This is a genomic window from Caballeronia sp. M1242 (assembly GCF_017220215.1).
In the GTDB taxonomy this organism is placed as follows: domain Bacteria; phylum Pseudomonadota; class Gammaproteobacteria; order Burkholderiales; family Burkholderiaceae; genus Caballeronia.
In genome coordinates, this window is record NZ_CP071129.1 from 738,346 (window position 1) to 751,822 (window position 13,477).

Consider the following 13,477-nt stretch of genomic DNA (forward strand, 5'->3'; position numbering starts at 1 on the left):
ATGGTTCAGCGCGACCGCCTACTTGACCGAAGCCAGCTTGCGCTGTTCGTCGAAGAACGCGCGCACGTGCTCGGGCAGTTCGGTCGCGAGAAACTCGACGGCTACCGGCTCCGGGTCCGGACAATGCACCTTGTCGGGCGTCGGGATTTTCGTCGGTTTGGCGTCCATGGTTCTCTCCTCGGGTGACATCGACATCGATTACTGGCGATTGCGGCTGCCATCTTTCTCGTGCGCCGCCGCAATGACCGATTTAGCTGATCCTCTGATTAAGCATTATCGGTTCGGAGTGGGTTCGGCTTGAGCGCGAAACCGCGGGAACCGATCAAGCATATGACCGTTCGTGCGGCGGTCGGTAATTTGCGCTGATACGCGAGTCAGCTTACTTAAGTTTTAGCAAAAACAACCGCAGTGGACCGAGCCGCTGAGACGCCGGAGAGCCCCGTCGCGCCGGGCTCTGCGCTCTGTCCACGCTAACTCGAAGCCTTTCCTCTATGGATATAACGATACCGGGAAACCTTCGTTGACGCTGTGGTGCAAAGCGGAAAATGGCTCGTCGTTGTACGAAAGCGCACATATCGCGCGATTCAGAGAAGCCGGCTGCGCAAATGCGAAATGCGTTTGCGTATTTGCGCCGCGAACCGAAATCGAAGTCAGACGAGAAGTGTGGGAAAGTGCGCGCTGAGGGGGAGGGGCGGCTCGCACCGGGCGTACGAGACCGCCAATAACAAAAACCCGCGTCATTTGCATGAACGCGGGTTTTGGTTTGCTGCTCGAATCTTGTGGTGCCGGAAAGAGGAATCGAACCCCCGACCTTCGCATTACGAATGCGCTGCTCTACCGTCTGAGCTATTCCGGCATCAGAGAAACAAGATTATAGCGACCACATTCTCGATTTGGCAAGACCCTGAATCAAACTTTCTTTTCGAGATGGTAGCGGGTCACGCGGTCGACCTCGTTCTTCGAGCCGAGGAACACCGGCACGCGCTGGTGCAGGCTCGTCGGGACGATATCGAGAATGCGCCGCTCGCCGTCGGTCGCCGCGCCGCCCGCCTGCTCGACGATGAACGCCATCGGGTTCGCTTCGTACATGAGGCGCAGCTTGCCCGGGCGATCCGGCGTGCGCTTATCGGCCGGGTACATGAAGATGCCGCCGCGATTCAGGATGCGATGCACGTCCGCGACCATCGACGCGATCCAGCGCATATTGAAGTCTTCCTTGCGCGGACCGTCCTTACCTTCGTTCAGTTCGTTGACGTAGCGCTGCACCGGCTCGTACCAGTGGCGGCTGTTCGACGCGTTGATCGCGTATTCGCGCGTTTCGGTCGGCACCTGCATGTCGCGCTGCGTCAGCACCCACGAGCCGAGTTCGCGGTCGAGCGTGAAGCAGTTGACGCCATTGCCCGTGGTCAGCACCAGCACCGTCTGCGGCCCGTACACGGCATAACCCGCGGCCACTTGCGCGCTTCCCGGCTGCATGAAGACCGCTTCCGTCGGGTCCGCGCCGTCCGGGCAGCGCAACACCGAGAAGATCGTGCCGATCGACACATTGACGTCGATGTTCGACGAGCCGTCGAGCGGATCGAACGTCAGCAGATAGTTGCCCTTCGGATAGCGGTTCGGAATCGGGAAGATCTTTTCCATCTCTTCCGATGCCATCGCGGCCAGGTTGCCGCCCCATTCGTTGGCTTCGAGCAGGATTTCGTTCGAGAGCACGTCGAGCTTCTTCTGCACTTCGCCCTGCACGTTTTCGCTGCCGGCGGAACCGAGCGCGTCGCCGAGCGCGCCTTTGCTCACCTGATAGCCGATTTGCTTGCAGGCACGCGCGACGACTTCGATCAGAAGACGCAGGTCGGCCGGCAGGTTCTGGTGTTCGCGCTGCTGCTCGATCAGATACTTCGTGAGCGTGGTACGGCTGGAAATGGAGGACATGCTGGGCTCCGGTGAGCGTTAGACGAATATTCACGATTCTAACCGCTCGATCCTGCTCGCCTATGTGACAGCACCGGCCGTGGCCGCCATAAACAAGAATGGCCGTCGCGCGACTTCGCCTTCGACGCGACTTCGCTCAACGCCGCGTGCATCTTCTCGCGCAGCGCCGGAGTAAAGCGCCGCCACATTTCGAGCCCGCGCGCGAGGCGGGCCGCGACCTGCGGATTCAGCGCGTCAAGCGCGATCACTTGCTCGGCCCAGAACGCGTAGCCGGAGCCGTCGACCGCGTGGAACTGCGCGGGATTGCCGCTACAGAAACTGAAAATGAGCGAGCGCGCGCGGTTCGGGTTCTTCAGCGTGAACGCCGGATGCTGCATCAGCTGCCGCACGATCTCGATCACCTTACGCTCGTCGCCGCCGCGCTGCGTCGCCTGAAGCGCGAACCACTTGTCGATCACCAGCGCCTCCTTCTCGAACCGGCGATAGAAGTCCGCGAGCGCCGCATCAGCGACGGTCGGGTCCGCGCCTGCCGTCGCGCTGGCAAGCAGCAGCGCCGAAAGCGCGGCGGAGCGGTCCGTCATGTTATTCGCGTCGTCGTACTGCTTTTGCGCGAGACGCACGGCGTCGCTCGGATCGTCGACTTGGCTGAGATACGCGAGCGCCAGATTCTTGAGCGCGCGCTTGCCGGCGTCTTCGGGCGTCGGCCGGTATTCGCCCGGCGTCTGGTTCGCCTCATAGACGGCGAGCCACTTGTCGCGCAACTGCGACGCGAGCCGGCGGCTCATGAACACGCGCGCCGCGTGCACCGCGGCGGGGTCCGACACGCTCATCTGCTCGGCGAGATAGCTCTCGGACGGCAGCATGAGCGCGAGTTCGCGGAAGGCGGGCGTGAGCGTGGTGTCGTCGAGCACCTGCGCGAACGCCGCGATCACTTCGTCGCTGATCGAAAGCGTCTCGCCCTTCGCCGCGCGCCCGGCGAGCGCGAGCAACTCGCGCGTGGCGAGGCGCTGCCCGGCTTCCCAGCGGTTGAACGGATCGCTGTCGTGCGCGAGCAGGAACGCGAGCTGTTCGTTCGTGTAGTCGAATTCGACGATCACCGGCGCCGAGAAATTGCGCAAGAGCGAGGGCAGGGGCGCCTCGGCGACATCGACGAAGGTGAACGACTGCTCGCGTTCCGTGAATTCGAGCACGCGGGTCGTGCCGCTCGGCTCTTTTTCGCCTTCGAGACGCAGCGGCAGATCCGCGCCGTTCGCGCCGATCAGACCGACCGCGAACGGAATCAGCAGCGGCCCCTTCTGCGTCGCGCGGGCGGCTTCCGAAGTCTCGCCGTAGCCTTGCGCGAGCGTCAGCGTGTACTTCTTGTTCGCGGCGTCGTAGGACGCGCGCACGGTGACGCGCGGCGTGCCCGCCTGGCTGTACCAGCGCTCGTATTGCGCGAGGTCGCGATGATTCGCGTCGGCCATCGCCTGACGGAAGTCGTCGCAGGTCACGGCCTGGCCGTCATGGCGCTGGAAGTAGAGGTCCATGCCGCGCCGGAAGCCGTCGCGGCCGAACAGCGTCTGATACATCCGCACGACTTCCGAGCCTTTCTCGTAGACGGTCATCGTGTAGAAATTGTTGATCTCGACGTAGCTCTCCGGGCGCACCGGATGCGCCATCGGGCCGGCGTCCTCGGCGAACTGCATTTGCCGCAGCACGCGCACATCTTCGATGCGCTTCGTCGCGCGGGCCGCGGCGCTTGCCGCGCCATCCGCGTCGCCCGCGGCCATGTCGGCGGAGAATTCCTGATCGCGGAACACCGTCAGCCCTTCCTTCAGGCTCAACTGGAACCAGTCGCGGCACGTCACGCGGTTGCCGGTCCAGTTATGGAAGTACTCGTGGCCGACCACCGCCTCGATGTTCGAGAAGTCCGTGTCCGTCGCCGTTTCCGGGTTGGCGAGCACGTACTTCGTGTTGAAGATGTTGAGGCCCTTGTTCTCCATCGCGCCCATGTTGAAGTCGCTCACCGCGACGATCATGAAGCGGTCCAGATCCAGTTCCAGCCCGAAGCGCTTCTCGTCCCAGCGGATCGAGTGAATGAGCGAATCCATCGCGTGGCGCGTCTTGTCGAGATCGTGTTCCTCGACCCACACCTGCAGCAGCTTTTCCTTGCCCGACCCGGTCTTGATGCGCTCTTCCAGCGCGACGAGCTTGCCCGCGACGAGCGCGAACAGATAGCTCGGCTTCTTGAACGGATCTTCCCACTTGGCGAAGTGGCGGCCGTCGGGCAGATCGCCTTCCTCGATCAGATTGCCGTTGGACAAGAGCACCGGATACGCCGCCTTGTCGGCGCGCAGCGTGACGATGTAGGTGGCCATCACGTCCGGACGGTCGAGGAAGTAGGTGATGCGCCGGAAGCCTTCCGCCTCGCATTGCGTGAAGAAGTTGCCGCTCGACACATAAAGACCGGAGAGCGTCGTGTTCTGCTCCGGATTGCAGATGCTTTCGATGCTCAGTTCGAACGCGTCGCCGGGAAGATCGCCGATCGACAAACCGTTCTCGCTGGTCTGCACGTCCGCGTGCGCTGCGCCGTTGATCGCGGCGCGCACGAACTCCAGTTGCTCGCCGATCAGTTCGAGGCGCGGCGCATGGCCGGGCGCGTCCGGGTTGCGGCGCAGGCGCATGGTGTTCTTCACGACCGTGCGCGACGGCACGAGGTCGAATTCCAGCGCGACCGAATCGATCAGAAAAGCGGGCGGCGTATAGTCCTCGCGGCGAATCACAGCGGACGCGGTCGGTGCGGGCGTGTTGGACATGGCAAGATCATCTCAGTGAGAGTGGCGGCCCGCTCGCTCATGTGCGACAGATGTACGGCACGAACGCGGGCTCCGCAGGTCGAACCATTGTACAAAACGGTTGGCTATCGTGAGTCCGGTGAGTCCGGCGCCGCCGTTCGACGCGCGCCCAAGCGCAGTCAACGAAATGAGGATGGCCATGAACGTCTCGACCCATCGGCTGATGCGCGCCGCCTGCCTGCCCGGCGCGTTGTGGCTCGCGGGCTGCACGACCTACGTCCAGACGCAGGTGACCGCGTTCTCGGACTGGACCGGCAGCGACGCCACGCGCACCTATGCGTTCGCCCGCGGCGACGACCAGCAGAACAGCATCGAGCAGAAGACTTACGAGACGCTCGTCGCGAGCGAACTGGCGAAATACGCGTTCAAGCAGACGCCGGAAGCGGGCGCGCATTATCAGGTGGCGCTCGCGTATTCTGTACGCGGCGACCTCGTGACGGTGCGCAGGCCCGTCTATTACGATCCGTGGCCGTACTATGGCTACTACGGCCGCCCGTTCTGGGGGCCGTGGGGCGGCTTCGGTCCATACGGCCCGTGGGGCCCGACGGGCTATGTGGACCAGAGCTACCCCGTCTATATTCACGCGCTGCAGATCCGCATGACCGAGCGCGCGACCGGACGCGAGGTCTACAAGGTGACAGCGGTCAATTCGACCGACGACGCCTCGCTGTATCGCGCGATGCCGTATCTCGCCCGCAGCGCGCTCGCCGACTTCCCGCTCGGCAACGGCACGGTGCGCACGGTGACGCTGCCGGTGGACAAGAACGGCGGCGTCGGCAACGAGACGGCGGCATCGCTCGATTCGACGGCGAGCGGCGCCGCGCCGGCGCCTGCAACAGCGCCCAAAACCGCGGAGTGACGGTGGCTCGCGGCACGCCGAGACGCGCCAGGACAGGGCATTCGGCCGCGCCGCAATATATGCAGCGGCGGTCAATAAGCGATATATTCGCGGTCATGACAAAACCGTGTCCGCCCCGTCCGAAAGCCGTTCCCGAGCCCGCCACATGGGACGCCCGGCTCGCCCGCCGCCTCGTCACGCCGCTCGTCGGCACGCCCGTCACGCCGAATCATCTGACGACCGTTCGCCTTGCTATCGGGCTCGGCGGCGCGTACTACCTTTCGCTCGGCGAATTCTGGCTGTGCTCGCTCGGCGCGCTTCTGATCGCGCTGTCAAATTTCGTCGATCACACGGATGGCGAGCTTGCGCGCATCAGCGGTCAGTCGAGTAAGATCGGACACTTTTACGACCTTGCGTGCGACGCGCTCGTGACCGTGCTGCTCTTCGCGGGCATCGGTTTTTACGTCGCGGTGCATCATCCTGCGTACGCGACGGCCGCGCAGTGGCTCGGCGGCGTGGCGGGCGTCGCGGTCGCGCTCATTTTCTTCCTGCGCATGCGCATCGAGTCGATGGTCGGCAAGTCCGGCACCAAGCAGGCAACGGTCGCCGGCTTCGAAACCGAAGACGTGCTGTATCTGCTGCCGGTCGTGACGGTGCTGAACGGCATGACGCCGTTCTTGATCGCGGCGGCCATCGGCGCGCCGTTGTTCGCGGTGTTCGTCGCGGTGGACTACCGGCGCGTGACGCGCCGCGTGCGCGCCGAAGCCACCGTACGCGCGAAGGCACAGACGGCACAGACGGCGCACGCCGCGCGCAAGGACGGCAACGATTTTCAGGCGGTGAGATGAGCGATACGGCAACTCCGGTCAACCAGCAACCTCGACACGCACAGGCGGACCACGCGGGCCGCCCGTCGCCACGCGATATCGACGCGACCCTCAACGGGCGCCTAGCCTCCCTGCCCACGCCGAAGCTGCATGCGGACTACGAGAAACAAGGCTCCTTCCTCTATCTCGACGACTTCCTGCCGCGCGACTACACGGAACGGCTGATCTCCGCCGTGCACGACGTGATGCCGGCCGTGAACCGCAACTACCTGCCGGGCCACAAGGCGGGCGGCAGCGTGAGCCGTCATACGCTCGACAAGCTCGCGCCGTTCATCGCGGACCTGTACCGCTCGGAAGCGCTCATCAAGTGGCTGGAGGCGGTGAGCGGCGACAAGCTGCAACTCTCGCCCGAAGACGATCCCCACGCCTACGCGCTCTATTTCTACACGCGCCCCGGCGATCACATCGGCTGGCACTACGACACGTCTTACTACAACGGCCGCCGCTACACCATGCTGCTCGGCGTGATCGACGACTCGTCCTGCCGTCTCGACTACGAACTGCACACGCGCACGCCGAACGCGACGCCGCAGCCCGGCTCGGTGCAGTATCCGCCGGGCGCGCTGGTGTTCTTCGACGGCGACAAGCTCCGGCATCGCGTCACACCGCTCGGCGAAAACGAGATGCGCGTGTCGCTCACGTTCGAGTACGTCACGAACCCGGAGATGCGGCCGTTCCAGCGGTTCATCTCGAACATGAAGGACTCGATCGCGTACTTCGGCTTCAAGCAGGTCTTTCGCCGCAAAGGCGGCAAGAACGGGCCGGCATGAGCCGCGCGGGCACGTTTCTGCTGTCGATCGGCGTGGTGTTGTTCATCGCGCTGCTCGGCTGGCAAGGGTTCGGCTCCGTCGCGTCGACGCTCGCCGCCGCAGGTTGGGGCCTCTTCGCGGTGGCCGCGTTTCACTTCGCGCCGCTCGTGCTCGACGCCGGCGCGATCAGCGTGCTCTTCTCCCGCAACGAACGCGATGTCACCTTGCGCGACGCGCTGCTCGCGCGCTGGGCGGGCGAATCGGTCAATAGCCTGATGCCCGCCGGGCAGATCGGCGGGCCCATGCTGATGGTCCGCCATCTCTCGCAGCGCGGCATGCGCGCGCGCGACGCCGCCGCCGTCATCACCGTCAGCACGACGATGCAGACCGTCGCGCAGCTCCTTTTCGCCCTCGTCGGCGTCGTGCTGTTGACGAGCTACGCGGCGGGCGGCTCGTCGACGGTCGTGTCGATTGCGGTGCTCGCGGTCGTCGGCGTGATCGGCGCGATGATCTTCGGTTTCTACCTCGCGCAGCGGCGCGGTCTCTTCGGCCGCGCGATGCGCTTTGCGTCCGGCATCGCCGCGCGCTTTTCGAAGAAGCGCGACTGGTCGTCGCTCGTCACGCGGGCCGAGGCGGTCGACACGGCGGTTCACGCGCTGTATCTCGAGCGCGGCAAGGTGGCGGCGAGCTTCGGCCTGAGCCTTCTCGGCTGGATCGTCGGCACGGGCGAAGTCTGGATCGTGCTCGATCTGCTCGGGCATCCGGGCGGCTGGACCGAAGCGCTGCTGCTCGAAAGTCTCGGTCAGGCGATTCGCGGCGCGGCGTTCGCCATTCCCGGCTCGCTCGGCGTGCAGGAAGGCGGTTATCTGCTGCTCGCGCGCCTCGTCGGCCTGCCGCCCGAAACGGCGCTGGCGCTCTCGCTCGCCAAGCGCGCCCGCGAGCTCTTGCTCGGCGTGCCGGGCATCGTCTATCTGCATTTCGTTGAAAAAGGCTGGCAGCGCCGTCGTCTTGCGCGCGTGCCGGATATCGACTGATTCACCCTCGAAGGGAACCACAACCATGCGCGCAATTATTCTTGCGGCCGGGATGGGACTGCGTCTTGTTCAGCCCGAAGGCCAGCAAAAGCCGAAATGCCTGCTGCGCTTTGGCGACGCCTCGCTCCTCGAACGCCATCTTCATTATCTGAAGGGCGCGGGCGTCGATGAAATCGTCTTTGTCACCGGCTTCAAGCACGAACAGATCGAGGCCGAACTCGCGTCGATCGACTGGAAGCCGAAAACGGAAATCGTCGTGAACGAGGAATTCACGCTCGGCAGCGTGCTGTCCGTGCATACCGCGCGCGAAGCGATGACGCGCGGCGGCGACGTGCTGCTGATGGACGCCGACGTGCTCTACGACGAGCGCATCATCGAACCGCTGGTCGCGGGCGGCGCCGTGAATCGCCTGCTGATCGACCGTGACTTCGAAGCCGGCGACGAGCCGGTGAAGCTGTGCGTCGAGAACGGCGTGCCGGTGGAACTGCGCAAGCAGGTCGCGGCGGGCCTGAACTACGACACCATCGGCGAATCGGTCGGCTTCTTCCGCTTCGACGAGAAAACGGCCGCGCGTCTCGCCGATATCGTCGCGGATTATGTCGAAACGGGCCGCGCGAAGATGCCGCACGAAGAAGCGGTGCGCGACCTGCTGCTGGAAAAAGCCCACGTGTTCGATATCGCCGATGTGACCGGCGCGCCGTGGATCGAAATCGACTTTCAGAACGACGTGAAGCGCGCAGCCGACGAAGTGCTGCCGCAGTTGCAACCGCTACGTCAGTTTGCAGGAGCCTCCCAACAATGAACGCACCCCGCACCATTCCCGTCGGCTACTCGCGCACCATGCGCCTGCGCGAGATGCTGCAAAGCAGCCGCCTCGAATTCCTGATGGAAGCGCACAACGGCATATCCGCGCGCATCGCGAAGGAAGCCGGTTTCAAGGCGATCTGGGGCTCGGGCCTATCGATCTCCGCGCAGTTCGGCGTGCGCGACAACAACGAAGCGAGCTGGACGCAGGTTGTCGATAACCTCGAATTCATGGCCGACGCGAGCGATCTGCCGATTCTGCTCGACGGCGACACCGGCTACGGCAACTTCAACAACGTGCGCCGGCTCGTGAAGAAGCTGGAGCAGCGCGGGATCGCGGGCGTGTGCATCGAGGACAAGCAGTTCCCGAAGACCAACAGCTTCATCAACGGCGAAGCGCAGCCGCTCGCCGACATCGACGAATTCTGCGGCAAGATCAAGGCCGGCAAGGATTCGCAAAGCGATCCTAACTTTTCGATCGTGGCGCGCGTCGAGGCGCTGATCGCGGGTTGGGGCATGGAGGAGGCGCTCAAGCGCGCCGAGGCGTATCGCCAGGCGGGCGCGGACGCGATCCTGATCCACAGCAAGCTCTCGAAGCCCGACGAAATCCTGACCTTCGCGCGCGAATGGGCCGGGCGCGGTCCGCTCGTGATCGTGCCGACGAAGTACTACAGCACGCCGACCGACGCGTTCCGTCAGGCGGGCATCAGCTGCGTGATCTGGGCGAACCATCTGATTCGCGGCGCCGTTTCGGCGATGCAGGCCATCGCAAAGGAAATCCACGACAGCGAAACGCTCGTCAATGTGGAAGACCGCATTGCGACGGTCAACGAGATTTTCCGCCTGCAAGACGCCGACGAGTACTCCGCAGCGGAGAACATCTATCTGACGGCCGCCAACGAGAAGCGCAGCGCGGTCGTGCTGGCGGCGAGCCGCGGCGCGGGCCTCGAAGCCGTGACGGCGGATCGTCCGAAAGTGATGCTGCCGGTCGCGGGCAAGCCGCTTTTGCGCCATCTCGTCGAGGCGTTCAAGAAGGAAGGCATCAACGACATCACCGTCGTCGGCGGCTACCGTGCCGATGCGATCGATACGTCGGGCGTACGGCTCGTCGTGAATGACAAGCACGCGTCGACGGGCGAACTGGCATCGCTCGCGTGCGCCGCGAAGCACATCACCGGCGACACGGTGCTCTCCTACGGCGACCTGCTGTTCCGCAGCTATATCCTGCGCGATCTCGTCGAATCGCCGAGCGACTTCTGCGTCGTCGTCGATTCGTCGCAGACGCCGCAATCGGGCGCCTCCGCGACCGACTTCGCTTACTGCTCGCAACCGGATGACCGCGCGCTCTTCGGCCAGAAGGTGTGGCTGGAAAGCGTCGTCGGCGCGGGACACGCCCTGACCGAAGGACGCGCGCCGCAGGGCCGCTGGATGGGTCTCATCAATGTGCGCGGCGGCGCGCGTGACCGTCTGCTCGCGGTGCTCGCGCAGCTTCAGGCGCGCCCCGACTTCGATACGCTCGACATGGCCGCGCTGCTGAATGCGCTCGTCGCGGCGGGCGAAAAGATCGAGGTGCAGTACGTGCACGGCCATTGGCGCGGCGTGAACGACCTCGACGATTTCCGCCGCGCGGGCGACTTCGCGCACGGTCAAACGCCGATCGGCTCGGAAGGTCTGGAGAACGCGCGTGATTGAGGCCGCCCAGTTCGTCGAGGCGGCGCGCGCGCGCGGCTTCGACTGGTATGCGGGCGTGCCGTGCTCGTTTCTCACCCCGTTCATCAACTACGTGCTGCAGGACGAATCGCTCCATTACGTATCGGCGGCGAATGAAGGCGATGCCGTCGCGCTGCTCGCGGGCGTGGCGCTTGGCGCGGGAAGCGGCGAGCGCAAACGTCGCGGCATCGCGATGATGCAGAACTCCGGGCTCGGCAACGCGGTGAGCCCGCTGACCTCGCTCACTTGGACGTTCCGGCTGCCGCAGCTTCTAATCGTGACGTGGCGCGGCCAGCCGGGCGTCGCCGACGAGCCGCAGCACGCGCTGATGGGCCCGATCACGCCGCAGATGCTCGACACGATGGAGATACCGTGGGAGCTTTTCCCGACGGAAGCGGACGCCATCGGTCCGGCGCTCGACCGCGCGACCGAATACATGGACCGCACCGGCCGTCCGTATGCGCTCGTGATGCAGAAGGGCAGCGTCGCGCCGTATGAACTGAAGAAGATCGGGCTGTCGGGCGTGCGCTCGACCGAAGCGCACGCGCCGGTCGACCGATTCGAAGGCGAGCGCGTGACGCGTCATGCCGCGCTGGAGCGCGTGATCGCACGCACGCCTAAGGATTCGACGGTCGTGCTGGCCTCGACCGGCTTCTGCGGCCGCGAGCTGTACGCCATCGACGACCGCGAGAACCAGCTGTATCTCGTCGGCTCAATGGGCTGCGTGACGCCGATGGCGCTCGGGCTCGCGCTGTCGCGACCCGATCTGACCGTCGTCGCGCTCGACGGCGACGGCGCCGCGCTCATGCGCATGGGCGCGTTCTCGACGCTCGGCGCCTACGGCCCGGCGAACCTGATCCACCTGTTGCTCGACAACGGCGCGCACGAATCGACCGGCGGACAGGCGACCGTCTCACGCGGCGTCGATTTCGCGTCGATCGCGTCGGCGTGCGGCTACGCGCTCGCGCTCGACGGCGACGACATCGGCGTGATCGACCGCCTCTTCGACGCGCAAGCGCCCGAAGGCGCGCGCTTCGCGCGGCTGTCGATCCGCACCGGCACGCCCGCCGACCTGCCGCGCCCGAAGATCACGCCGGAAGACGTGCGCGCGCGTCTGCAACGACACATCGGAGAACGCTGATGCTGCTGCTCAATCCCGGTCCCGTCACGCTCACCGAACGCGTGCGCAACAGCCTGTTGCAGACAGACTTGTGCCATCGCGAGCCGGAGTTCTTCGACTTGCAGGACGAAGCGAGAACGCGGCTCGTCGCGGCATACGAGCTCGATCCCGCGAAGTGGACGGCGGTGCTGATGACCGGCTCCGGCACGGCTGCCGTCGAAAGCATGATCGCGGGCCTCGTGCCGGAAGGCGGGCGGCTGCTCGTCGTGGAAAACGGCGTGTATGGCGACCGCATCGCGCAGATCGCGGCGCAGTACGGCATCGAGCATGAAGTGCTGAAGTACGAATGGATGCAGGCGCCGGACACCGACGCGATCGTCCGTATGATCGACGAGAAGGCGTTCACGCACGTCGCGATCATTCATCATGAAACGACGACGGGCCGCCTGAATCCGCTCGATGCGCTCTCGCGGGCGTGCGCCGAACGCGGCGTCGGCCTATTGGTCGATGGCGTGAGCAGCTTTGGCGCCGAAGCGATCGACTTCGACGGCGGCGGTATCGTCGCGGTGGCGGCGACGGCGAACAAGTGCCTGCACGGCGTGCCGGGCGCGGCGTTCGTGATCGCGCGGCGCGACGCGCTGGCGAAGGCCGCGAGCCGCACGTACTACCTCGGCATCGCGCGGCTCGCGAAGTTGCAGGACGCGCGCAACACGCCGTTCACGCCGTCGGTGCATGCGTACTACGCGCTCGTCGAGGCGTTGCGCGAGTTCGAGGACGAAGGCGGCTGGCGCAAGCGCCACGCGCGCTATGCGACGCTGGCCGAGCAAGTGCGAGCGGGCTTTGCGGCGCTCGGCATCGAGAGCGCGTTGCCGGCGGACGAGTCGTCGGTCGTGCTGCGCGCGTACCGGCTGCCGGCGGGCATCAGCTACGAAACGCTGCACGATGCGCTGAAGGCCAAGGGCTTCGTGATCTACGCGGGGCAGGGCGGCTTGTCGAAGACCTTGTTCCGCATCTCGACGATGGGCGCGCTCGACGCCAGCGACATGGATCGCCTGATCGCATCCGTCGCGGAACTGCTGCGTTGAGCGTAAGCGTCAGGGGCCTTTGCAGAAGATCGCCGTGATGAAGGGCGCGACGTGGTGTACGTCTGCGTCGCTGCCCGCTGCGTCGACCTTTTCCTTCACGGCGTCATCGCTCGCCCAGACGACCACGCCGTAAGCCGAATCCGCGATCGGCTCACCGTTGCCCTGTTTGAAGATCGGATCGTCCTTCTGGTAGCCGACGACCGCATACACCTTGAATCCGTATGCCGTCAGCGTCGCGCCTTTGACCGCCTTGAACGCGTTGACCGAGTTCGGCTCCACGCGCATCGGCTTCTTCTCGATCAATCCTTCTTGCTGAAGCGGCGCGATGAAGTCGTGCGCGGTGGAGTGGCAGTCGAGTTGCGCTTCGATTGCGCGTGCATGCGACGGCGCGGCCGACATGGCGAGCGCGAGGGATGCGGCTAGGCGAAAGAAAAGCGCGGCGGCCTTCATAACGAATCTTCACGGTGACGGACGAAAGCTTGCACTT

At 65.1% G+C, this 13,477-nt stretch carries 12 protein-coding genes and 1 tRNA gene; 8 read left to right on the forward strand and 5 right to left on the reverse strand.

The features are described from left to right. Positions 1-18 precede the first annotated feature (18 nt). From JYK05_RS03400 to pepN, 4 genes are all read right to left on the reverse strand, one after another. Positions 19-168 carry a hypothetical protein gene (locus JYK05_RS03400; protein WP_175939762.1) on the reverse strand — a complete coding sequence of 50 codons (150 nt, stop codon included), beginning with the start codon at positions 166-168 and terminating at the stop codon, positions 19-21. Positions 169-780: 612 nt separating this feature from the next. Then, positions 781-856: transfer RNA gene (locus JYK05_RS03405), tRNA-Thr, on the reverse strand. A 53-nt stretch (positions 857-909) separates the two neighbouring features. After that, positions 910-1,929: a class 1 fructose-bisphosphatase gene (locus JYK05_RS03410; protein ID WP_175939763.1), complete on the reverse strand. Its 1,020-nt coding sequence runs from the start codon at positions 1,927-1,929 to the stop codon at positions 910-912. A gap of 38 nt (positions 1,930-1,967) precedes the next feature. Beyond that, complete coding sequence (pepN, locus tag JYK05_RS03415; protein WP_241269838.1) at positions 1,968-4,724, reverse strand: aminopeptidase N; 2,757 nt, start codon at positions 4,722-4,724, stop codon at positions 1,968-1,970. 178 nt (positions 4,725-4,902) lie between these two features. On the opposite strand from pepN, the gene JYK05_RS03420 reads away from it, so the two are divergent. The 8 genes from JYK05_RS03420 (at position 4,903) to JYK05_RS03455 (ending at position 12,990) form a co-directional block, all read left to right on the forward strand. Further along, positions 4,903-5,622 carry a DUF4136 domain-containing protein gene (locus JYK05_RS03420; RefSeq protein ID WP_175939765.1) on the forward strand — a complete coding sequence of 240 codons (720 nt, stop codon included), beginning with the start codon at positions 4,903-4,905 and terminating at the stop codon, positions 5,620-5,622. A gap of 95 nt (positions 5,623-5,717) precedes the next feature. Next, positions 5,718-6,449, forward strand: coding sequence for a CDP-alcohol phosphatidyltransferase family protein (locus JYK05_RS03425; protein ID WP_206467773.1), 732 nt, complete (start codon positions 5,718-5,720; stop codon positions 6,447-6,449). Beyond that, a complete protein-coding gene (locus tag JYK05_RS03430; RefSeq protein WP_206467774.1) occupies positions 6,446-7,258 on the forward strand; it encodes a 2OG-Fe(II) oxygenase in 813 nt (270 codons plus the stop codon). The genes JYK05_RS03425 and JYK05_RS03430 overlap by 4 nt, the downstream gene beginning before the upstream one ends. Then, positions 7,255-8,271, forward strand: a complete 1,017-nt coding sequence (locus JYK05_RS03435; protein WP_206467775.1) for a flippase-like domain-containing protein — start codon at positions 7,255-7,257, stop codon at positions 8,269-8,271. The genes JYK05_RS03430 and JYK05_RS03435 overlap by 4 nt, the downstream gene beginning before the upstream one ends. 25 nt (positions 8,272-8,296) lie before the next feature. Next, complete coding sequence (locus JYK05_RS03440; protein WP_206467776.1) at positions 8,297-9,073, forward strand: NTP transferase domain-containing protein; 777 nt, start codon at positions 8,297-8,299, stop codon at positions 9,071-9,073. Beyond that, entirely contained in the window at positions 9,070-10,767 is a 1,698-nt protein-coding gene (gene aepX / locus JYK05_RS03445) for a phosphoenolpyruvate mutase (protein WP_175939770.1), read from the forward strand. The genes JYK05_RS03440 and aepX overlap by 4 nt, the downstream gene beginning before the upstream one ends. Further along, entirely contained in the window at positions 10,760-11,926 is a 1,167-nt protein-coding gene (gene aepY / locus JYK05_RS03450) for a phosphonopyruvate decarboxylase (RefSeq protein WP_206467777.1), read from the forward strand. Before aepX ends, aepY begins: the two co-directional genes overlap by 8 nt. Then, positions 11,926-12,990, forward strand: coding sequence for a 2-aminoethylphosphonate aminotransferase (locus JYK05_RS03455; protein ID WP_175939772.1), 1,065 nt, complete (start codon positions 11,926-11,928; stop codon positions 12,988-12,990). Before aepY ends, JYK05_RS03455 begins: the two co-directional genes overlap by 1 nt. Positions 12,991-12,999: 9 nt before the next feature. Here JYK05_RS03455 and JYK05_RS03460 read toward each other — a convergent pair whose 3' ends face one another. Next, complete coding sequence (locus JYK05_RS03460) at positions 13,000-13,440, reverse strand: hypothetical protein (RefSeq protein ID WP_175939773.1); 441 nt, start codon at positions 13,438-13,440, stop codon at positions 13,000-13,002. Between the last annotated feature and the right edge of the window lie 37 nt (positions 13,441-13,477).

What these genes read in the sequence shown, in the direction of transcription:
- JYK05_RS03460 (WP_175939773.1), bottom strand. Translation starts at nt 13,440, where the DNA reads ATGAAGGCCGCCGCGCTTTTCTTTCGCCTAGCCGCATCCCTCGCGCTC.
- aepX (WP_175939770.1), top strand. Translation starts at nt 9,070, where the DNA reads ATGAACGCACCCCGCACCATTCCCGTCGGCTACTCGCGCACCATGCGC.
- JYK05_RS03455 (WP_175939772.1), top strand. Translation starts at nt 11,926, where the DNA reads ATGCTGCTGCTCAATCCCGGTCCCGTCACGCTCACCGAACGCGTGCGC.
- JYK05_RS03410 (WP_175939763.1), bottom strand. Translation starts at nt 1,929, where the DNA reads ATGTCCTCCATTTCCAGCCGTACCACGCTCACGAAGTATCTGATCGAG.
- JYK05_RS03400 (WP_175939762.1), bottom strand. Translation starts at nt 168, where the DNA reads ATGGACGCCAAACCGACGAAAATCCCGACGCCCGACAAGGTGCATTGT.
- JYK05_RS03430 (WP_206467774.1), top strand. Translation starts at nt 6,446, where the DNA reads ATGAGCGATACGGCAACTCCGGTCAACCAGCAACCTCGACACGCACAG.
- pepN (WP_241269838.1), bottom strand. Translation starts at nt 4,724, where the DNA reads ATGTCCAACACGCCCGCACCGACCGCGTCCGCTGTGATTCGCCGCGAG.
- JYK05_RS03425 (WP_206467773.1), top strand. Translation starts at nt 5,718, where the DNA reads ATGACAAAACCGTGTCCGCCCCGTCCGAAAGCCGTTCCCGAGCCCGCC.
- JYK05_RS03435 (WP_206467775.1), top strand. Translation starts at nt 7,255, where the DNA reads ATGAGCCGCGCGGGCACGTTTCTGCTGTCGATCGGCGTGGTGTTGTTC.
- JYK05_RS03420 (WP_175939765.1), top strand. Translation starts at nt 4,903, where the DNA reads ATGAACGTCTCGACCCATCGGCTGATGCGCGCCGCCTGCCTGCCCGGC.
- JYK05_RS03440 (WP_206467776.1), top strand. Translation starts at nt 8,297, where the DNA reads ATGCGCGCAATTATTCTTGCGGCCGGGATGGGACTGCGTCTTGTTCAG.